The following is a 19,716-nucleotide window of genomic DNA, read 5'->3' on the forward strand; positions in this document are numbered from 1 at the left end:
CTCGTACCCTTGGCACCCGTGAGACGCAAGCGCCCAGTTCCCCCCTCCCCGCTGCCGCAGCGCAACGGCGTGGACCCGGTCCGGGTGCGGTTGCCCGCCAGTGAGCGGTGGGAGACGGTACGGGACCACCTGCACGAGCGGCTCGCAGCGGAGCCCCGCCTCATCGACTCGATGTTCGACACCGGGCAGATCGTCGGCGCGGACGGGCGCCCCGTGCCGGCGGACGCGCCCTACGTGCCGGGGCTCTTCGTGTGGTTCCACCGCGAGCTGCCCGCCGAGGTGCCGGTGCCGTACCCGCTGGAGATCGTGCACCGCGACGAGCACATCGTCGTCGTCGACAAACCCCACTTCCTGGCCACCACCCCCCGCGGCCGCCACGTCGCCGAGACCGCGCTCGCCCGCCTGCGCCGGGACCTCGGGATTCCCACCCTCGGCCCCGCACACCGCCTGGACCGGCTCACCGCGGGCCTGGTGCTGTTCACCGTCCGCCCGGAGGAGCGCGGCGCCTACCAGACCCTCTTCCGCGACCGCAGGGTGCGCAAGGAGTACGAGGCCGTCGCACCGTACGATCCCGCGCTGCCCCTTCCCCGGACCGTGCGCAGCAGGATCGTGAAGGAACGCGGTGTGCTGACCGCCCGCGAGGTCGAGGGCGAGCCCAACGCCGTCAGCGACATCGAGCTCCTCGATCACCGCCCGGACGGTCTCGGCCGGTACCGTCTCGTGCCGCACACCGGCCAGACCCACCAGCTGCGGGTGCACATGACCGCCCTGGGCGTGCCCCTCCTCGGCGACCCCCTGTACCCGGAGGTGACCGGCCCCGTCCCGGCCGGTGACTTCCGGCGCCCGCTGCAACTGCTGGCGCGGACGCTGGAGTTCACCGACCCGGTGACGGGCGTGGCGCACCGCTTCCGCAGTGGCCGGGTGCTGGCCGCCTGGGCCTCGTACGAGGACTGGGCCGCAGGTCAGTAGTCGCCCCGCCACCACCGCAGGAACCGCTGCCACACACCCGGCCGGCGAGCCGGTGCGACGGGCGGCTGCGGCGCGGCCAGCGGAGGCTGCGGCTGCGGCTCGGCGAAGAGCGGCTGCGCGGCGGCCGTCGCCTGAGAAGGCACCGCCGACGGCTGCCCGGCCCGCTGCGACGACGAATGCGACGAAGACCGCGACGCCGGCGCGAACGGATCCGGCGCCCCGATGTGCCAGTCGGTCATGGACCGGTCCGGCTTGGCGTCATGGTTCGGCGTCTCGTTCACGTCCTGCTGCTCCCGCGGCGTGAAGTACACCGGAAGCTCCACGAGGTGCCGCGAGGCGATCGACTCGGTGTACCGCAGCTCCTCCTCGGCGATGCTGAGCTCGACATCGGGCAGCCGCATCAGCAGCGCGTCCACGCCGATCTCGGCGATGATGCGCCCGATGTCCTGACCGGGGCACTCGTGCGGGCCACCGCCGAAGGCGAGGTGGGAGCGGTTGCCCATCATGTCGGCGCCCGGATCGGGGCGGACCCTCGGGTCGACGTTCGCCGGCAGCGGCGCGAGCAGCAGACCGTCGCCCTTGCGGATGCGCTGCCCGCCGAGCTCGGTGTCCTGCTTGGCGAAGTAGGCGAAGATCGTGCTGAACGGCGGCTCGTCCCACAGCAGCTGCTCCACCGCCTGCGGCACCGTCATCTGCCCGCCGTTGAGCTGCGCCCGGAAGCGCGGGTCGATCAGCACCGTGCGCAGCACATTGGCGAGGAGGTTGGCGGTGGCCTCGTAGGCGGCGATGAGCACCACCCTCAGGTGCTCCCTGACCTCGTCGTCGGTCAGACCGGCCGGGTGGGTGATGAGGTGGCTGGCGAAGTCGTTCTGCGGCGCGGCCCGGCGCTGTGCGGTGAGCTGACCCAGCGCGTCCATGATGTACGCGTTGCTGGCGATGGCGGTCTCGGTGCCCCGCAGCATGTCGCGCGCGGCCTGCACGATCCGGTCGTTGTACTCGTCCGGCATGCCGAGGATCTGGCACATCACGGCCATCGGCAGATGCTCGGCGTACTGGCCGACGAGCTCGGCCTCGCCCACCTCGCAGAACGTGTTGACGATCCGCTGGGTGCTGCGGTTGATGTGCCGGCGCAGCGTGCGGAAGTTCAGGGTGCCGACCGCGGAGTCGATCGCGCCGCGCAGCCGGGTGTGTTCCTCGCCCTCGGCGTGGGAGCACATCGGCTGCCAGGCGATGTGCGGCATCAGCGGGTGATCGGGCTTGACCATGCCCTCCTTGAGCGGGGTCCAGATCCGGCTGTCCCGGCAGAACACCGTGGGCGTGCTCACCATGTGCAGGTTCTCGGCGTGGCCGAGGACGACCCATACGGGCACGTCGTCGTGGAGCAGCACGGGCGCCACCGGACCGTGCTCGGCCCGCAGCTCCTCGTACAGCTTCTTCAGGTCGTCCGACTGGTGCAGCCGGTGCAGCCCTCCGGGGCCCTGGCCGTGCGCGGGGCAGCCGGGGGGCGGGGCGAGCCGGGAGGCGTCCGTGCCGGTCGGGGCGGGGAATTCAGGCGTCACTGTGGTCGCTCCGGAAATGGGGTGGGGCAGGCATGTGGGGGGGGCGGATACGTCGGTCAGGTGAGCGAGCGCGACATGGCGAGCGAGTGCAGGAACCGCATGAGGGTCATCAGGACGTCCCGGCTGGAGGCGCGGCGCCGGACGTCGCACTCCACGATGGGCACGTCCTCGGGCAGGTCGAGGGCGGTGCGCAGCTCGGCGACGGGATAACGGGGCGCGTCCGGGAAGGTGTTGACGGCGACGACGAACGGCACGCCGCGTTCCTCCAGCCGGCCCATCACCTCGAAGCTGACCGCGAGGCGGCGCGTGTCGACCAGCACGACCGCGCCGAGCGCGCCCTCGAACAGGCCGTTCCACAGGAACCAGAAGCGTTCCTGGCCGGGGGTGCCGAACAGGTACAGCACCAGTTCGTCGGTGATCCGGATGCGGCCGAAGTCCATGGCCACGGTGGTGGCCGTCTTGGACGCGGATCCGAAGTTGTCGTCGACGCCGACCCCGGCCTGCGTCATGGTCTCCTCGGTGGTCAGCGGCCTGATCTCGCTGACCGAACCGACCATGGTGGTCTTGCCGACCCCGAACCCGCCCACGATGACGATCTTCGCCGCGGCCTGGGCCGTGTGCGGCAGCCGGTCCTCGGCGCGTGGGCCCGGGATGGTCTCAGAGCCTTTGAAGTCCATGCATCACCGCTTCGAGAAGGGAACGGTCGGGGAGCGCCTGACGGACGATCGGGGCGCGCGCCCGGACCAGTTCCGCCGCCAGCATCTCGGTGAGCAGGGCGGTCACCGCGCTGAACGGCAGGTTCAGATAGGCCGAGAGTTCGGCCACGGACAGGGGGGCGGAGCACAGCCGGAGCAGCGCCGCCTGCTCGGGCGTGGCGGAGTTCGGGGGGTCCGGGGACTGGGCGACGATCAGCGTCACCAGGTCGAGATCCGCCCGCTCGCCGTCCGGGCCGGCGACGACGTAGAACCGCTCCGGATTGCCCTTCGGGCCTTTCGGGCCCTCGGCCGGCCGGGGAGGGGGATCCTCCCCGGGGGTGCGCCTCTGGCGTTGCGGAGGAGTCATACGGCCTGCCCGTTCCTTCGGGGCGGTGTGGTCAGATGGGCGCCGATCCGGACGACGAGGTCGCGCATCATGCCGCCCATGCGGCCGGGTTCACAGGTCATGTCGGACAGCACCGCCAGATAGGCGTTGTCGCCGGCCGCCATCAGATAGAAGTAGCCGCCCTTGATCTCGATGAGCACCATCTGCATCTCGCCGTCGCTGTAGGGCAGTTCCTGGGCGACGGCACCGGCGAGGCTCTGCACGCCCGCGCAGGCGGCGGCGACGCGGTCGGCGGCGTCCGGGTCGCCGCCGTAGCGGGCCAGGCGCAGTCCGTCGGCGGAGAGCACCACGACCATCTCGACGCCGGGCGCCCCGTCGGAGATTTCCTTGAGCATCCAGTCGAAGTTGGCTCGTTGCCGGATCACTTGAGGTCCCCCTCGTCGTCGGCCTCGGTGCGGGCCGGTTCGTTGATGAGATGCAGGTAGGCGGTGGGGTTGCGGGTGAAGTCGGTGGGGTGGACGCCTGGTTCGAGGCCCTCCTTGAGGCCCTCCCAGAAGGAGTCGATCCACAGCCCGGGCTCGCGCTTCTCCTCCTGCTTCTTCTCGGGTTCGGGCTCGGGCACCGCCTGCGACCAGACGCTCTTCTCCCCGCGTGCGGCGGCCTCCCGCTGCTCCCGTTCGATGGCGGCCATGTCGGCGTACCGCTGGTGCATCGGCGTCTTCACCTTGCTGCGGCGCTGTGGCAGTCCGCCCGCGGTCCACTCGGTGACCTCGGGGACGTCGTCCTCCATCGACACGGTCTCGGGAATGCGCGGACTCGTGGGGCGGCGCTTCTTGGGCGCGCGCTTCGGGCCGGGCAGCATGTCGACCGGATTGGGCACCGAGGTCGCGCCGATGCCGTGGGCGAGACCGACGCCGGGCTCGTCGGTCAGCATGTCCTTCGGTACGACGAGGACGGCACGGACGCCACCGTAGGCGGAGGCGCGCAGCGCGATCTGCATCTTGTACTGGGCGCAGAGCCGGCCGACCACGGAGAGGCCGAGCCTCGGGTTGGCGCCGATCTCCTGGATGTCGTTGCCCTGCATGGCCTGTTCCACCAGGCCTTCGAGCCGGGCGCGGGCCCGCTCGTCGAAGTTGACGCCGGCGTCCTCGATCTCGATGGCCACGCCGGTCTGCACCTCGATCGCGGTGACGTGCACCTTGGACTGGGGCGGGGAGTAGCGGGTGGCGTTGTCGAGGAGTTCGGCGACGGCGTGGATGACCGGCTCGACGGAGATGCCCTTGACGTTGACCTTGGCGATCGACTTCAGGTCGATGCGCCGGTACTCGAGGATGCGGGACATGGCGCCGCGCAGCACGCTGTAGAGCGCGACCGGCAGCGGCCACTGGCGTCCGGGACGGCCGCCGCCGAGTACGGAGATGGAGTCGGCGAGGCGGCCGATCAGCGCGTTGCCGTGGTCGATGCGCAGCAGGTCGTCGAAGACCTCGGGGTTGCGGCCGTGGTCCTCCTCCATCTCCCTGAGTTCCTCGGCCTGCTGGTGGACGATGGACTGGACCCGGCGGGCGATGCTGACGAAGGAGCGCTGGTTGGAGTCACGCAGCGACTCCTCGTGGTCGATGATGCCGAGCAGCTTCTTCAGCAGATCGAGCTGGTACTGCGGCAGGTTCCGCCAGGCGGGGTTGAGCCGGGGCAGGGCCCTGAGCACCTCCTCGACCTCGTTCCCGCGGTGCATGTGGTCCAGCGCCGCGGGAAAGACCTCGTCGGTGAAGTGCCGGGTCTCCGTGTCGTGGGCGGCGACCCGGGCCTCCAGATACGCACGGTGACGCTCGTACTCGGTCCGCGCGTCGCGCAGCACCCGGCCCCGGCGTACGGCCTCGGCCGACGCGGCGATGACGAGCAGGGTGGCGACGGCACCACACACTCCGACGGCGATCCGGGCGGGCTCCGTCACCAGGGCGACGGCGGCTCCGGTCGCCGCGGCCATCAGTATGGCCGGCAGCAACAGCACGCGCGCATAAGGAAGTTGGACACTCGCCATGTGGGCCCTCTGAAACGAATCGGCTGATGGTCGGGGAACTAGCGGGTCGGAACTGGCACATCGGGGAACAAGCGCACGAATTCATCCCAACTCGGTGCGCTGCGGGCGAGCTTAGTCCGACCGGATCATCGCCGTGTCATATTCAGCAAGTGCCGGAAATGGCACCCGGGACAGGAGTACCCTCGGGTCATTTACACAGTGCGCCACTGTTCGAACACGAGACGTCACAGCGTACGGGCGTACGAAAATCACTCACCGTCATGGGTGAGAAGGGTCCCGCAGTGGCTCGCTGAACCTGCCCCGGGCGGGATCCGGTGATGCGTCGGGCCGGGGGCGCACGGGACGCGAAAGCCCGGCGCGCACGGAGCACGCCGGGCCTGCGGGCGAATCGGGGGATCGGGGGATCGAGGGGTCAGCCGACGGACGAGTAGGCCACCACTCCGCGCAGCAGTCCGTCGACGGCCTTGCGGGCGTTCTTCGCGACCGTCGAGCCCTCGCGGGCAGGCGCCGCGGCCGAGATCTGGCCGAGGACGTCGATGACCTGCTTGCACCAGCGCACGAAGTCACCGGCCGGCATCTCCGCCTCGCGCAGCACCTCGTCGAGTCCCTTGCCGGAGGCCCACATGTAGGCGGCCCAGGCGAAGCCGAGATCGGGCTCGCGCTGGCCCACGCCCTCGGTCTGGGTGATCCGGAACTCCTCCTCCAGCGCGTCCAGCCGGCCCCAGATGCGGACCATCTCGCCGAGCGCGGCCTTCGCCTTGCCCGAGGGCAGCTTGGGCGCCAGCGCGTCGTCGCCCACCCGCGCCTCGTACACCAACGCCGAGACGCAGGCGGCCAGTTCGGCCGGGGCGAGGCCCTCCCACACGCCCTCGCGCAGGCATTCGCTGGCCAGCAGGTCGAGTTCGCCGTAGAGCCGGGCGAGCCGCTTGCCGTGCTCGGTGACCTCGTCGCCGCGCAGATAGTCCATCTCGGTCAGCAGGGCGACGATCCGGTCGAAGGTGCGGGCGATGGTGTTCGTCCGGCCCTCGATCCGCCGCTCCAGCTGCGAGGTGTCGCGCAGCAGCCGGTGGTAGCGCTCGGCCCAGCGGGCGTGGTCCTCGCGGTCGTCGCAGCCGTGGCACGGGTGCGCCCGGATCGCCTTGCGCAGCCGGGCGATCTCCCGGTCGTCCGCCGCCTGCGAGCGCCGCTTGCCGCGCCGGTCCGGCACGATGTGCCCGGCCTTGGTGCGCAGCGCCGAGGCCAGGTCGCGGCGGGACTGCGGCGAACGCGGGTTGAAGGACTTCGGGATCCGCATCCGCTCCAGCGCCTCCACCGGCACCGGGAAGTCGATCGACGCCAGCCGCTTGACCTGCCGCTCGGCGGTGAGCACCAGCGGGCGCGGACCGTCGTGGTACTCGATGCCGCGGTGGCCGTTGGTGCGGCCCGCGGGCAGCCCCGGGTCCAGGACCAGCGCCAGGCCCGCGTACTTGCCGGTGGGGACGTGGATGATGTCGCCGGGCTTGAGCTTCTCCAGCGCGACGGCGGCCTCCGCACGCCGCTGGGCGGCGCCCTGCCGGGCCAGCTCCGTCTCCCGGTCCTTCAGCTCGCGGCGCAGCCGCGCGTACTCCTCGAAGTCGCCGAGGTGGCAGGTCATGGAGGCCTTGTAGCCCTCCAGGCCCTCCTCGTTGCGCTGCACCTGCCGGGAGATGCCGACGACCGACTTGTCCGCCTGGAACTGCGCGAACGACGTCTCCAGCAACTCACGCGAGCGGTGCCGGCCGAACTGCTCGACCAGGTTGACCGCCATGTTGTACGACGGCTTGAAGCTGGACCTCAGCGGGTACGTCCGCGTACCGGCCAGTCCCGCGAGGTGCTCGGGGTTCATCCCGCGCTGCCACAGCACAACCGCGTGACCCTCGACGTCGATGCCGCGCCGGCCGGCCCGGCCGGTCAGCTGGGTGTACTCGCCGGGGGTGATGTCGGCGTGCTGCTCGCCGTTCCACTTGACCAGCTTCTCCAGCACCACCGAACGGGCGGGCATGTTGATGCCGAGCGCCAGGGTCTCGGTCGCGAACACGGCCTTCACCAGGCCGCGTACGAACAGCTCCTCGACGACCTCCTTGAACGTCGGCAGCATGCCCGCGTGATGGGCCGCGATGCCCCGCTCCAGGCCCTCCAGCCACTCGTAGTAGCCGAGGACGTGCAGATCCTCGGCCGGGATGGAGGCGGTGCGCTCCTCGACGAGGGCGCGGACCTCGGCGCGGGCCTCCTCGTCGTTGAGCCGCAGGCCCGCGTACAGGCACTGCTGGACGGCGGCCTCGCAGGCGGCGCGGCTGAAGATGAAGGTGATCGCGGGCAGCAGGCCCTCGGAGTCGAGCCGCTCGATGACCTCCGGCCGGCTCGGCGTCCACACCCGGGACCGCTGCCGGCGCTCCCGCTCCCGGTCGGCCTCGCGCATCGCGCGTCCGCGTCTGCGGTCCTGGAAGGACGGGCGGGTGGCCTCCATCCGCGCCATGCGCGTGAGATCCGGGTTGACGGCCTTCTTGCGGCCCTCCCCCTCCTCGAACAGGTCGTATATCCGGCGCCCGGCCAGCACGTGCTGGAACAGCGGCACGGGCCGGTGCTCGGAGACGATCACCTCGGTGTCACCGCGGACCGTGTCGAGCCAGTCGCCGAACTCCTCGGCGTTGGACACGGTCGCCGACAGTGACACCAGGGTCACCGACTCGGGGAGGTGGATGATCACTTCCTCCCAGACGGCGCCGCGGAAGCGGTCGGAGAGGTAGTGCACCTCGTCCATGACCACATAGCCGAGGCCGAGCAGCGTCTGCGAACCGGCGTACAGCATGTTCCGCAGCACCTCGGTGGTCATCACGACCACCGGGGCGTCGGAGTTGAGGCTGTTGTCGCCGGTGAGCAGACCGACCTTCTCCGCGCCGTAGCGACGGCACAGGTCGGCGTACTTCTGGTTGGACAGCGCCTTGATGGGCGTCGTGTAGAAGCACTTCTTGCCCTGCTGCAGCGCCAGGTGGACGGCGAACTCGCCGACGATCGTCTTGCCGGAGCCGGTGGGCGCGGCCACCAGCACGCCCTTCCCCGACTCGAGCGCCTGGCAGGCCTCGATCTGGAAGGGGTCGAGGCCGAAGTCGTACATCTCGCGGAAGGAGGCGAGCGCGGTGGCCTGCTCGGCAGCGCGCCTGCGTGCTGCCGCGTACCGCTCGGCCGGTGAGAGGTCCTGAGTCATCGTGCTTTCGAGCGTACCGGGCCACACTGACAACAGGACGATCATTAACGTGATCGGTCCCGCCCCGACCTGGGGTCCACGCAGTTCAGGGGCTCCGCTGGGGCGGGCGGCTCAGAAGGCTCCCTGGGGCGGCCGGCTCAGGGGCCGACGACCCGCACGGCCCCCGGCACGCAGTGCGCGGTCAGGGGCAGCGGTCCGACCGGCTCGCCGTCCGCGTAACCGGTGACGCCCTCGGCCACCAGCTCAACGCTCGCCGCCCGCAGCACGGTGATGGCCGGGTGATCGATGTGCGTCCCCCGGTACACCCTCGGGAACACCCTCAGCAGCGTGGCCCGGCTGCACTCGCCGACCACCGTGATGTCGAACAGCCCGTCGGTGAGATCCGCGCCGGGGCATATCCGCATGCCACCGCCGTAGGAGGGCCCGTTGCCGACGGCGACCAGTGTCGCCTCGACCTCGCGCACCTCACCGCCGTCCAGTGTGATCCGGTACGACAGGGGCCGGAAGGCGGCCAGCTCGGCGACCATCGCGAGGTCGTACTTGAAGCGTCCGAGGGGCAGCCGCATCCGGTTGCCGCGGTCGTTGACCCGCGAGTCGAAGCCGGAGGCGAGCACGGCGCCGAACCAGCGCTCGCCGACCCGGCCGAGGTCGATGTCGCGCACCCGCCCGCACTTCAGGGCGTCGGCGATCATCCGCCCGGCGGCGGCCGGGTCCCGCAGCGGCAGCCCGAGGGCCCGGGCGAAGTCGTTGCCGGTGCCGGCGGCGACCAGACCGAAGGGGGTGCCGGTGCCGACCACGGCCTGCAGCGCGAGGTGCGCCATGCCGTCCCCGCCGACGGCGATCAGCGCGCCGGTGCCCTCGTCGACGGCCTTGCGCGCCTGGTCCAGGGCGTCCTGGGGGTCGTCACCGAGCACGGTCTGCACGGAGAATCCGGCGGCCCGGAACGCGTCAGCGGCCGGCAGCGCCGCACGGGCGCCCCGGCCGCGTCCCGCGGTGGGGTTGACGAAGAGGGTGATCTCGCTGGTCACGGGAGGACCTTACGAGCTGAGGCCCGCCTGTCAGGTCACGTCGTCATAACCGTTGACCCGATCCCGGCTCGCCTGCTCCGGCACGGCGGCCACCGGCTCCACCGGTTCGATCGCCTCGGGGGTGAGATCCAGCTCGGACGCCTCGTCGTCAGCGGGTCCGAGAGCCTCGATACGACGCCGGCGACGGTCGTTGAGCAGGGCCACCGCCACCGCGCCGAAGTACAGCACCCAGATCGGCCCGGCCAGCGCCATCATGGTCAGCGGGTCGGTGCTCGGGGTGGCGATGGCCGCGAACAGCGTGATGCCCATGATCATGCCGCGCCACCAGCCGAGCATCCGCTTGCCGGTGATCGCTCCGCTGAAGTTCAGCATCACCAGCAGCAACGGCAGCTCGAAGGAGAGCCCGAAGACGATCACCATGCGGGTGACCAGGTCGAGCAGATCGTCCAGCGGCAGCAGGTTGTCCACGCCGAACGGCGTGAACTCGATGAGCACCTTGGCGGTGGTCGGCAGCACCTTGTACGCGAAGAAGGCGCCGCCGAGGAAGAGCGGGAACCCGGTGGCGACGAACGCGTAGGCGTACTTCTTCTCGTGCCGGTGCAGACCCGGGGCGACGAACGCCCACAGCTGGTACAGCCAGACCGGGGCGGCCAGCACCACACCGGCCATCAGGGAGACCTTCAGCGCCAGCGTGAACGGAGTGAGCAGACCGTTGATGGTGATCCGGGCACACTGCTTGCCCTCGCTCGCGCGGGCAAGCTCCTCGAAGCTCTCCTTGCAGCCGACCGACCTGAGGATCGGCTCGGTGAAGAAGTTGATGATGTCGTTGTAGAAGAAGGCCGCGACGACCGTCACCAGGACGATGGCCACCAGTGCCTTCGCGAGCCGGTTGCGGAGCTCACGAAGGTGCTCCGCGAGGGGCATCCGCCCCTCGGGATCCCTCTCCTGCTTGCGGGCAGACTTGAGCAACCCACGTTCCCATCTCGTGCGGCGGGCCGGCATTCACCGGCCCTGCGTCAGCGCTTGGTCGTGTCCGTCGGCTCCGTCACCGGGCGGGAGCTCGTGACGTCGCCGGGGGCGGCCTGGATGGTGCGCTGCGCCGGGGGCTGCTCGCCCGGGTTCGGCGGGTCGGCGGGGGCGGAGGACTTGTCCTCCTTCATCGCCTTGGCCTCGCTCTTGAGGATGCGGGCCGACTTGCCGAGCGACCGCGCCATGTCCGGAAGCTTCTTCGCGCCGAACAGCAGGATGATGACGACGAGGATGAGAATGATCTCGGGGGCTCCGAGCCTTCCGAACATAAGTCTTTACCTTCTCACCGAGGCTGCTGGGGGTGGGGTGCTGTCCGACCGGTCGGACAGGTGTCCGATCGATCGTGTTGTGCAGCGATCGTAACTCTCAGGGGTGAACGCGAGGCAATCCCCGTGCATCCCCTGTGCGTACTCCCGTCCGCGGACCGGGCCTCGTTCTCCGGGCCGCGATCAGCAGCGTACCTGTCGGCGGTGGCCGCGTGACAGGGCGAAGCGGTACGAGCCGGGCCGCGTACGACTCAGAGCGCCTCGGCGGAACGGGCCGCGCCGGCCGACGCCCGCTCCAGGTCCTCCGCGGCACGGCTGATGCGACGTGCGGAATCGGTGACCTGTCTGCCGAGCCGCTCGGCCTCCAGGAAGACCCGGACGGCGAACACCCCCAGCACCACAAGTCCCAGGAAACCCACAGCAACCGCGAACATCGGCCAGAACATGAGCCAGAGCCTAGACCGTGCCGGGGGACGGCAGGCCCTTGGCCTCGCTACGCGGTCGAGTGCAGCCGCAGGGTGCGGACGCCGCCGCCGGTGAGCAGCTCGACGATCCGCTCCCCCGCCGGTTTGCGGACGGCCGCGCCGCAGTCGGGGCAGGTGAAGGAGTAGAAGGTGGTGCGGCTGCTGGCGCCTATGGCCAGCCGCAGCGCGCTCGCGGCGAGCTCGAAACGCCCCCGGCAGTCCGGGCAGCCCGCCCGGAACACCACCGGGGCGACGTTTCTCATCCCCGCGAACGCGGACGCCACCGTCATCCCCCGCACTCCAGACATCGCCGACTCACTCAAAGCCCTCGCCCCTGTCTGTCGTCCTGCCTGCTTCGTCCTGCCGCTGCCCGCTCGCGCACCGCGTGCGGCCCGCTCACCCGGCAGCCTCCACCCCGTCGTACGCCGCCAGCGCCTCGCGGGCCGCCTGCCGGGCGCTGTCGGCCAGCTCGCGCGGCTCGACAATCCGGCCGTCGCGGCCGAGTCGCAGCGCCAGCCGCCGCAGCGAGGTGGGATCGGGCGTGCGCAGGGTGATGCGCAGACCGCCGTCGGGGAGTTCCTCGGCGCTGTCGTGCGGGTAGTACTCGGCGACCCAGCGCCCGCCGGGACCGACCTCGATCACGACCTCCGGGTCCTCGGCGGCGGGCTGCACAAGCCCCTCCGACAGGTCGCGCAGTTCGATCTCGGGCGGCTGGGACGGCTCGTCGAGGATCTTGATCTCGGCGACCCGGTCGAGCCGGAAGGTGCGGCGCGCCTCGGAGCGGCGGCACCACGCCTCGACGTAGGTGTGGCCGACGCTGACCAGGCGGATCGGGTCGATCTCGCGCTCGGTGACCTCGTCGCGGGCGGGCGAGTAGTAGCGGATCCAGAGTCTGCGTCGCTCGGCGATGGCCCGGTCGACGTCCGCGAAGACTCCGCCCTCGGACTCGAAGGTCACCGACAGCCGGGAGCTGGCGCCCGCCGCCTCGCCGGCCGCGGCCTCCACCTTCGCCGTGGCCCGCAGCAGCGCCTGCCGGTCGCTCTCGCGCAGTCCGGGCAGCGTGGCCACCGCGCGGGCGGCGACCAGCAGGGCGGTCGCCTCGTCGGCGGCGAGCCGCAGCGGCTCGGCCGTCTCCGCGCCGAGCGCGGCCGGGTTGTGCCACCAGATGCGCTCGCCGTCGGTGTCGATGTCCAGCAGATCACCGCCGCGGAAGCTCGTCCCGCACATGGGCAGCACATCGAGGTCGGAGACCAGCTCGTCCTCGGTGATGCCGAAGGCCCGCGCCACGTCCTCGACCCGCGCCCCCGGACGCTCCCTGAGATATGTCACCAGGGACAGCATCCGCCGGGTCTGGTCGATGGCGTTCACGGTCCTGACCGGTTTGCCTGCCACGTTGCTTCCCGTTCCCCCTCAGCCCTTGGCGACGGCACGCAGCCGGTCCACCACGTCGGCCCGCAGCTCGGCCGGCTCCAGGACCACCACATCGGGCCCGAACTCCACCAGCCACGCGTCCAGGCCGTGCCCGTACGGAATCTCCAACTCGTCCCAGCCGTCGCCGAGTTCCCGCACCGCGGTGGCCTTCGCCCGAAGGGGGTAGCCGGCGCCGGAGCGCAGCCGGATCCGCGCGGACCGGTCGGCGGTCTCCCCCGCCCAGCTCGCCACCGTCTCGCGCACGGTGACGACGTCGGGCACGGGCGCGGTGAAGCGGCTGCCGCGCGAGCGCACCTTGCCGGTGATCCTCGAGAGCCGGAAGACCCGCTCGGCGCCCCGGTCGCGGTCCCAGCCGGCCAGATACCAGTGGCCGCGCCAGCACTCCAGCGCCCACGGCTCGACATGCCGCTGCTCGGGCTGGGCGGCGGTGGCCTTGCGGTAGTCGAAGACGACCGGGCGGCGGTCGCGGCAGGCCAGCATCAGCGGTTCGAACGCGGCCTCGTGCACGGGGATGCGCGGCTCGAGCGCGCCGTGCGGGCCGTAGGGGTCGACGTCCTCGGGGAGTCCCGCGGCGCGCAGCTTCTGCAGGGCGCCGCTGGCCGCGCCGGCCAGCCGGGCCTGCTGCCACACCTTGGCGGCGAGCCCCAGCGCGGCGGCCTCCTCGGCGTCCAGGGTGATGGGCGGCAGCCGGTTGCTGTCGCGGCGGGCCAGATAGCCGACCTCGCCGTCGAGGTTCTCCACGGTCTCGATGACCAGGCCGAGTTCGCGCAGATCGTCCTTGTCGCGCTCGAACATGCGGTTGAAGGAGTCGTCGTTGCCCGCCTCGAGATAGGCCTCGATGGACTCACGAAGCTCGCGCTTGGTGAGGGGCCGCCGCGTCCCGAGCAGACACAGCGCCAGGTTCATCAGCCGCTCGGCCTTGGCAATGGCCATCGACGCCCTTCTCCCTATGGTGCTTACGACCGATGACCGTACCGCTCCGCGGTGGCGCGGCAAAAGCGGAGGGCCCATGCCCGACCAGGCATGGGCCCCAGATGATCGGCTTCGATCAGACTCCGAGCAGATCCACCACGAAGATCAGCGTCTCTCCGGGCTTGATCGCCGGGGTGGGGCTCTGGTTGCCGTACGCGAGGTGCGCGGGGATGGTCAGCTGGCGGCGGCCGCCGACCTTCATGCCCTGCACGCCCTGGTCCCAGCCCTTGATGACCCGGCCGGCGCCCAGCGGGAAACGGAAGGGGGTGCCACGGTTCCAGCTGGCGTCGAACTCCTCGCCGGTGCTGAAGGCGACACCGACGTAGTGCACGGTGACGGTCTGGCCCGCCTTCGCCACCTCGCCGTCGCCCTCCCAGATGTCCTTGATCTCGAGGTCCGCCGGGGGCTCGCCGCCCGGGAAGTCGATCTCGGGCTTGTCGATGCTCACGTCTAACGCTCCTGCTTGTCTGCGGAAAGGCGAACACGCACAGTCTTGCATCCCACCCGCATCACAGCTTCGCGAGGATGTCGACCGAGAAGACCAGAGTGGAGTCCTTCTTGATCTCGCCGCCCTGCGGCGGGTTGTCGCCGTAGCCCAGCTTCGGCGGAATGACGATCAGCACCCGGCTGCCGACCTTCTTGCCGGTCAGGCCCTGCGACCAGCCCTTGACGACCTGCTGCAGCGAGAACGACGTGAGCTGACCGCGCCCGTAGGTCGAGTCGAACTCCTTGCCGCCGTCCCACAGCACGCCCTTGTACTGCACGAGCACGCTGTCCTGGGCGCCGACCTCCTCGCCGTCGCCCTCGATGACGTAGTTCGCCACGAGCTCCTTCGGCGCGTCCCCGTCGGGCACCTTGATCGACGGCGCCTTGCCGTCGGTGTTGGTGCCGACCTTCGGCAGGTCGATGTTGTCCTGCGCGACCTCGGAGCCCTTGGCGCTGCTCTTGGCGTTGTACGCGCCCTGCACGTCCACGACGAAGACCAGCGTGTCGGTGCCCTTGATGCCCGCCTGCTGATTGCCCTGCGAGCCGTAGCCCCAGGTGGGCGGGACGGCCATCTGCACGCGGCTGCCGGCCTTCTTGCCGATCAGCCCGTAGCGCCAGCCGTCGATGATCTGCCCCTGGGCGAGCGGGAGCGCGAGGCGGGCCCCCCGGTCGTAGGAGTTGTCGAAGACCTTGCCGGTGTCCCAGATCTGGCCCAGGTAGTTGGCCACCACGTAGTCGTTCTCGGCGACGGTCCGGCCGCTGCCCGCGATGACCGTCTTCACCGCGAGCTGCTTGGACGGGTCTCCGCTGCCCTTGGCCACCGTCGGCTTCTCGTCGAACTTCTTGCCCGCGGTGATCGCCGGAAGCGGACCGTCGACGATCTTCGGCGGGGGCGCGGCGGACGTCTCCGGCGCTGACGGCGAGGCACTGTCACTTGCCTTGCTCGAATCACCCTTGTCGTCGCCGCACGCGGCGAGGGTGACCAGTCCGGCGGGTACGGCAATGAGAAGTGAGCGTCGGCGCACGGTGGGGGCCTCGTAATCGTCGATCTTGGTTGATGGCGTGCGCGCAACTCTACGCAGGAGAAGGGCGCCGCACGGTGTAACGTACGGCGCCCGTGTGACGTTCCGGGAATTTTGGGATCCCTCGACGGAACGTGCCTCACATACCGGCGATCAGCTTCTCCACCCGGTCGTCCACCGCCCGGAACGGGTCCTTGCACAACACGGTCCGCTGCGCCTGGTCGTTGAGCTTGAGGTGCACCCAGTCGACGGTGAAGTCCCGGCGCTGCTCCTGGGCGCGGCGGATGAAGTCACCGCGCAGCCGCGCCCTGGTGGTCTGCGGCGGAACCGACTTGCCCTCGAAGATCTTCAAGTCGTTGCAGATCCGGGCCGCTTGTCCCTTCTTCTCCAGCAGGTAGTACAGGCCACGACGGCGGTGGATGTCGTGGTAGGCGAGGTCTATCTGCGCGACCCGCGGATGCGACATGGTCATGTTGTGCTTGGCGCGGTAGCGCTCGAGCAGCTTGTACTTCATGACCCAGTCGATCTCGGTGTCGATCCGGTCGAGGTCCTCCGCCTCGATCGCGTCCAGGGTCCGGCCCCACAGCTCGAGGACCTGCTCGACGGTTCCCGTCCGGATGCCGCGGCGCTCGCAGAAGTCCAGCGCCTTCTCGTAGTACTCGCGCTGCACCTCCAGCGCGGATGCCTCCCGGCCGCTGGCCAGGCGCACCTTGCGCCGGCCGGTGATGTCGTGGCTGACCTCGCGGATCGCCCGGATCGGGTTCTCCAGGGTGAGGTCCCGCATCACCGTGCCCGCCTCGATCATGCGCAGCACCAGGTCGGTGGCGCCGACCTTGAGCAGCATGGTCGTCTCGGACATGTTCGAGTCGCCCACGATGACATGCAGGCGCCGGTAACGCTCGGCATCGGCATGCGGTTCGTCACGCGTGTTGATGATCGGCCGGGAGCGGGTCGTCGCCGAGGAGACGCCCTCCCAGATGTGCTCCGCGCGCTGGCTGACGCAGTAGACGGCACCGCGCGGCGTCTGGAGCACCTTGCCCGCGCCGCACAGCAGCTGCCTCGTCACCAGGAACGGGATGAGGATGTCCGCGAGCCGGGAGAACTCCCCGTGCCGGGCCACCAGATAGTTCTCGTGGCACCCGTAGGAGTTGCCCGCCGAGTCGGTGTTGTTCTTGAACAGGTAGACGTCGCCCGCGATTCCCTCCTCGTGCAGGCGTCGTTCCGCGTCCACCAGGAGTCCTTCGAGAATGCGCTCGCCGGCCTTGTCGTGGGTGACCAGCTCGGTCACGTTGTCACATTCGGGTGTGGCGTATTCCGGATGTGACCCCACGTCGAGATAGAGGCGGGCGCCGTTCCGCAGAAAGACATTGCTGCTTCGGCCCCATGACACGACACGGCGGAAGAGGTACCGCGCCACCTCGTCAGGCGACAGGCGGCGCTGTCCCCTGAACGTGCACGTGACGCCGTACTCGTTCTCCAGCCCGAAAATGCGGCGGTCCATGAGGGAACATTACGCCCGATCCCCCGAGCTGAAACGGGGTTCGACGGCACGGTTCGGATCATTTTCCGAACCGGCGGCAACAACCGCTCCACCGGCGGGAGCTGCCAATACCCGCCCAGTGGCCAGCAAAACCAGCAACGACACGCCACCCGCGGCGGCCGGCACCGCGAATCCCCACAGCGCCCCGCCCGCCTCGACGACGGGCCCCGCGACGCCCGTCCCGACCGACGCGCCGACGGTGAACGTCGTCACCAGCCAGGAGAACGCCTCCGTCACCGTGCCCCGCGGCGCATGCCGGTCGACCAGCACGAACGCACACGCGATGGCCGGAGCCAGGAACACCCCGGCGACGACGGTGAGCAACGTCATGGCCACCGCGCCCGGCATCAGCATCAACGGCAGATAACACACCGCCAGAAGCGCGACCAGCCCCTGCAGTCGCCGCGCGGGCGGCCCGCCCCACTGCCGCGCCCCGTACGCCATGCCCCCGATCAGCGCACCGAGCCCGATCCCGGCCATCAGCCAGCCGTACACATGGTCCCCGCCGTGCTCGTCCGCGTACGGCACCGAGGCCACCGTGATGGACCCCAGCGCCATCCCCACGAACAGGAACGCGCCCAGCAGCGCCAGCAGCCCCGGCGAGCGCAGCGCGCCCAGCCAGTGCGCCTCACGCGGCGCCGACCGCCAGGCCCGCGAGGGCGGCGACACGACCACCGACAGCGCCCCCAGCACTCCGATGACGTTGATCACCAGCAGCGCGGCCTGCGCCGACCACACGGACACACACACGGTCACCAGCAGCGGCCCGACGGTGAACATCACCTCCTGCGCCACCGCGTCCATGGCGTACGCCCGATGGACCTGCTCCTCCCGGTGCAGCACCGAGGACCACAGCGCCCGCAGCCCGCCCTCCAGAGGCGGCGTGAACAACCCGGCCGCGGCCACCGCGCCGTAGGCCACGGCGAGCGGCTCGATCCCCACCCAGGCGAACACGGCCATCGCCAGCCCCGACAGCACCGCCGCCGGCAACTGCACCCGGGGCTGCCCCCGCAGATCCACCAGCCGCCCCAGCACCGGCTGCCCGACGGCGTTGGCCACGCCGTACACCGCCGCGAGCGCACCGGCGAGACTGTACGACCCGCCTTCCGCCCGCACGAACAGCACGATCGCGATGGCGGCGGTCGCGTTCGGCAACCGCCCGACCAGCGTTCCCACGAGCAGCCGGGTGGCGTGCCGCGCCCGGAGGATCTCCAGGTATCCCGTGGCCATGCCGGCCCCTCCACTCGCATCGACGTCACGTTTTACGTATAACTACTGCCTCCATACGTACCATGGCGCCTGTCCGCCAGTCCATACGAAAGAGAGCGGCCGACGGTGCCACGAGCCAGCACGCGCCCCACCAGCCGGGACGTCGCCCAGGCCGCCGGCGTCTCCCAGGCCGCCGTCTCCCTCGTCCTCGGCGACAAATGGAAGGGCAGGGTCTCCGAGGCCACGGCCGCGCGCGTCCGCGAGGCAGCGGCAACCCTCGGCTACCGCCCCAACCTGGCCGCCCGCAATCTCCGCCTCGGCAGCACCCGCACCGTCCTGCTGGTCGTCCCCGCCCTCACCACCGAGTTCTTCGCCGCCGTCTACACCGGCGCGGCCCGCGTCGCCGCGCAGCACGGCTTCGGCGTGGTCCTCTACCCCTCCCCCGAGGGCATCGGCCCCGCCCGCGACCCCTTCGCCTCCGCGCAGTCGGCCCTGGACGGCGTCATCGCCTCCTCCATGGCCGCCGACGCGCTCACCGCGATCCGCGGCGACCAGCTCCCCCTGGTCATGCTGGACAGCGACCCCCAGGGCCCCGGCACCGCCACGGTCAACGTCGACATCCCCGACGGCATCCGCCAACTAACCGACCACCTGCTGTCCCTCGGTCACCGCGACATCCTCCACCTGGCGGCCGACGTGGCGTCCTGGACCTTCGAGGTACGAGCCCGGGAGCTCACCACCCAGCTCTCCAAGGTGCCCGGCACGACACTGCGCACCGCCCACTCCCCCCTCTCGATCAAGGGCGCGGAAACGGCGGCCCACCGGGCCCTGTCCCTCCCCCACCGCCCGACGGCGGTCCTCTGCGACGACGACCTACTGGCAGCCGGCACCTACAAGGCAGCCCGCCGCCTGGGCCTGCGCATCCCCGAGGACCTCTCCGTCACCGGCATCGACGACCTGGCCCTCGCCACAGCGATCGACCCGGAACTCACCACGATCCGCCTGAACGCGGAACGCTTCGGCGAACGCGGCATGCAGGCCCTCCTGGCAGTCCTGAACAACGACACCCCGGAACAGGCCGACATCCCGGTGAGCCTGGTGGTGAGGGGCTCTACGGCTCCGGCCCGGCACTGAGGGTTGGTGGGACGCGTTCACCTGGGCACCCTGCGCCGGTGCCGGCCGGGGGGTGGGTGACGCTCACCCGCGCTGGCGGGGTGCCGCTGCGCCCACCCGTGCCGCCCCAGCGGCACGACTGCCCGCAGCTAGGGCAGCATCGCGGACCACCCGCAGCTAGGGAGGAATCGCCGGGCGTCCGCAGCTGCGCAGGTACGACGGGCCGCTGCCGCGCGCGGCGGGTCGGCGGGACCCGGCGTGGGCGGGCCGCAGGCGCGTACGGCGGGAAGGGGACGGGGCGGTGGTGTCTGCCCGCAGCGGCTGGC

General features: G+C 70.8%; 19 protein-coding genes. 2 read left to right on the plus strand and 17 right to left on the minus strand.

Translation table 11 applies throughout. The features are described 5' to 3' along the window. Positions 1-18: 18 nt before the first annotated feature. Complete coding sequence (locus N4P33_RS10200; protein WP_260826012.1) at positions 19-969, plus strand: RluA family pseudouridine synthase; 951 nt, start codon at positions 19-21, stop codon at positions 967-969. On the opposite strand, the gene N4P33_RS10205 is transcribed toward N4P33_RS10200, so the two are convergent. From N4P33_RS10205 to N4P33_RS10285, 17 genes are all read right to left on the minus strand, one after another. Continuing rightward, positions 963-2,528 (minus strand): cytochrome P450, encoded by a 1,566-nt coding sequence (locus N4P33_RS10205; RefSeq protein WP_260826013.1) that lies wholly within the window; start codon positions 2,526-2,528, stop codon positions 963-965. The two genes, N4P33_RS10200 and N4P33_RS10205, sit on opposite strands and share 7 nt — an antisense overlap. A gap of 56 nt (positions 2,529-2,584) precedes the next feature. Next, a complete protein-coding gene (locus tag N4P33_RS10210) occupies positions 2,585-3,205 on the minus strand; it encodes an ATP/GTP-binding protein (RefSeq protein ID WP_260826014.1) in 621 nt (206 codons plus the stop codon). Next, positions 3,186-3,590: a DUF742 domain-containing protein gene (locus tag N4P33_RS10215; RefSeq protein WP_260826015.1), complete on the minus strand. Its 405-nt coding sequence runs from the start codon at positions 3,588-3,590 to the stop codon at positions 3,186-3,188. The genes N4P33_RS10210 and N4P33_RS10215 overlap by 20 nt, the downstream gene beginning before the upstream one ends. Beyond that, a complete protein-coding gene (locus N4P33_RS10220) occupies positions 3,587-3,994 on the minus strand; it encodes a roadblock/LC7 domain-containing protein (protein ID WP_260826016.1) in 408 nt (135 codons plus the stop codon). The genes N4P33_RS10215 and N4P33_RS10220 overlap by 4 nt, the downstream gene beginning before the upstream one ends. After that, positions 3,991-5,607: an ATP-binding protein gene (locus N4P33_RS10225; RefSeq protein ID WP_260826017.1), complete on the minus strand. Its 1,617-nt coding sequence runs from the start codon at positions 5,605-5,607 to the stop codon at positions 3,991-3,993. Before N4P33_RS10225 ends, N4P33_RS10220 begins: the two co-directional genes overlap by 4 nt. A 412-nt stretch (positions 5,608-6,019) precedes the next feature. Next, positions 6,020-8,875 carry an RNA helicase gene (locus N4P33_RS10230; RefSeq protein WP_260826018.1) on the minus strand — a complete coding sequence of 952 codons (2,856 nt, stop codon included), beginning with the start codon at positions 8,873-8,875 and terminating at the stop codon, positions 6,020-6,022. 92 nt (positions 8,876-8,967) lie between these two features. Further along, on the minus strand, positions 8,968-9,858 hold the full coding sequence (locus tag N4P33_RS10235) for a diacylglycerol kinase (protein ID WP_260826019.1): 891 nt from the start codon (positions 9,856-9,858) through the stop codon (positions 8,968-8,970). A 30-nt stretch (positions 9,859-9,888) separates the two neighbouring features. Continuing rightward, positions 9,889-10,827: a twin-arginine translocase subunit TatC gene (tatC, locus tag N4P33_RS10240; protein ID WP_260826020.1), complete on the minus strand. Its 939-nt coding sequence runs from the start codon at positions 10,825-10,827 to the stop codon at positions 9,889-9,891. A gap of 47 nt (positions 10,828-10,874) precedes the next feature. Next, complete coding sequence (gene tatA, locus N4P33_RS10245) at positions 10,875-11,156, minus strand: Sec-independent protein translocase subunit TatA (protein ID WP_260826021.1); 282 nt, start codon at positions 11,154-11,156, stop codon at positions 10,875-10,877. 248 nt (positions 11,157-11,404) lie between these two features. Continuing rightward, positions 11,405-11,599: a hypothetical protein gene (locus N4P33_RS10250; protein WP_260826022.1), complete on the minus strand. Its 195-nt coding sequence runs from the start codon at positions 11,597-11,599 to the stop codon at positions 11,405-11,407. Between the two features lie 47 nt (positions 11,600-11,646). Next, complete coding sequence (locus N4P33_RS10255; RefSeq protein ID WP_260826023.1) at positions 11,647-11,940, minus strand: hypothetical protein; 294 nt, start codon at positions 11,938-11,940, stop codon at positions 11,647-11,649. A 73-nt stretch (positions 11,941-12,013) separates the two neighbouring features. Further along, complete coding sequence (locus N4P33_RS10260; RefSeq protein ID WP_260826024.1) at positions 12,014-13,009, minus strand: YafY family protein; 996 nt, start codon at positions 13,007-13,009, stop codon at positions 12,014-12,016. A gap of 18 nt (positions 13,010-13,027) precedes the next feature. Then, the gene (locus tag N4P33_RS10265; RefSeq protein WP_260826025.1) at positions 13,028-13,981 is read right to left on the minus strand and encodes a YafY family protein; all 954 of its coding nucleotides are present in this window, start codon (positions 13,979-13,981) and stop codon (positions 13,028-13,030) included. Between the two features lie 115 nt (positions 13,982-14,096). Next, positions 14,097-14,468 carry an FKBP-type peptidyl-prolyl cis-trans isomerase gene (locus N4P33_RS10270; protein ID WP_260826026.1) on the minus strand — a complete coding sequence of 124 codons (372 nt, stop codon included), beginning with the start codon at positions 14,466-14,468 and terminating at the stop codon, positions 14,097-14,099. 61 nt (positions 14,469-14,529) lie between these two features. After that, positions 14,530-15,531, minus strand: coding sequence for an FKBP-type peptidyl-prolyl cis-trans isomerase (locus N4P33_RS10275; RefSeq protein ID WP_260826027.1), 1,002 nt, complete (start codon positions 15,529-15,531; stop codon positions 14,530-14,532). Between the two features lie 136 nt (positions 15,532-15,667). After that, positions 15,668-17,029: a Pup--protein ligase gene (gene pafA, locus N4P33_RS10280; RefSeq protein WP_260826028.1), complete on the minus strand. Its 1,362-nt coding sequence runs from the start codon at positions 17,027-17,029 to the stop codon at positions 15,668-15,670. 9 nt (positions 17,030-17,038) lie between these two features. After that, positions 17,039-18,298 (minus strand): MFS transporter, encoded by a 1,260-nt coding sequence (locus tag N4P33_RS10285; RefSeq protein ID WP_260826029.1) that lies wholly within the window; start codon positions 18,296-18,298, stop codon positions 17,039-17,041. A 105-nt stretch (positions 18,299-18,403) separates the two neighbouring features. On the opposite strand from N4P33_RS10285, the gene N4P33_RS10290 reads away from it, so the two are divergent. After that, positions 18,404-19,411: a LacI family DNA-binding transcriptional regulator gene (locus N4P33_RS10290; protein ID WP_260826030.1), complete on the plus strand. Its 1,008-nt coding sequence runs from the start codon at positions 18,404-18,406 to the stop codon at positions 19,409-19,411. The last annotated feature ends 305 nt before the right edge of the window (positions 19,412-19,716 follow it).

The organism is Streptomyces sp. 15-116A, from assembly GCF_025290915.1.
Taxonomy (GTDB): Bacteria; Actinomycetota; Actinomycetes; order Streptomycetales; family Streptomycetaceae; genus Streptomyces.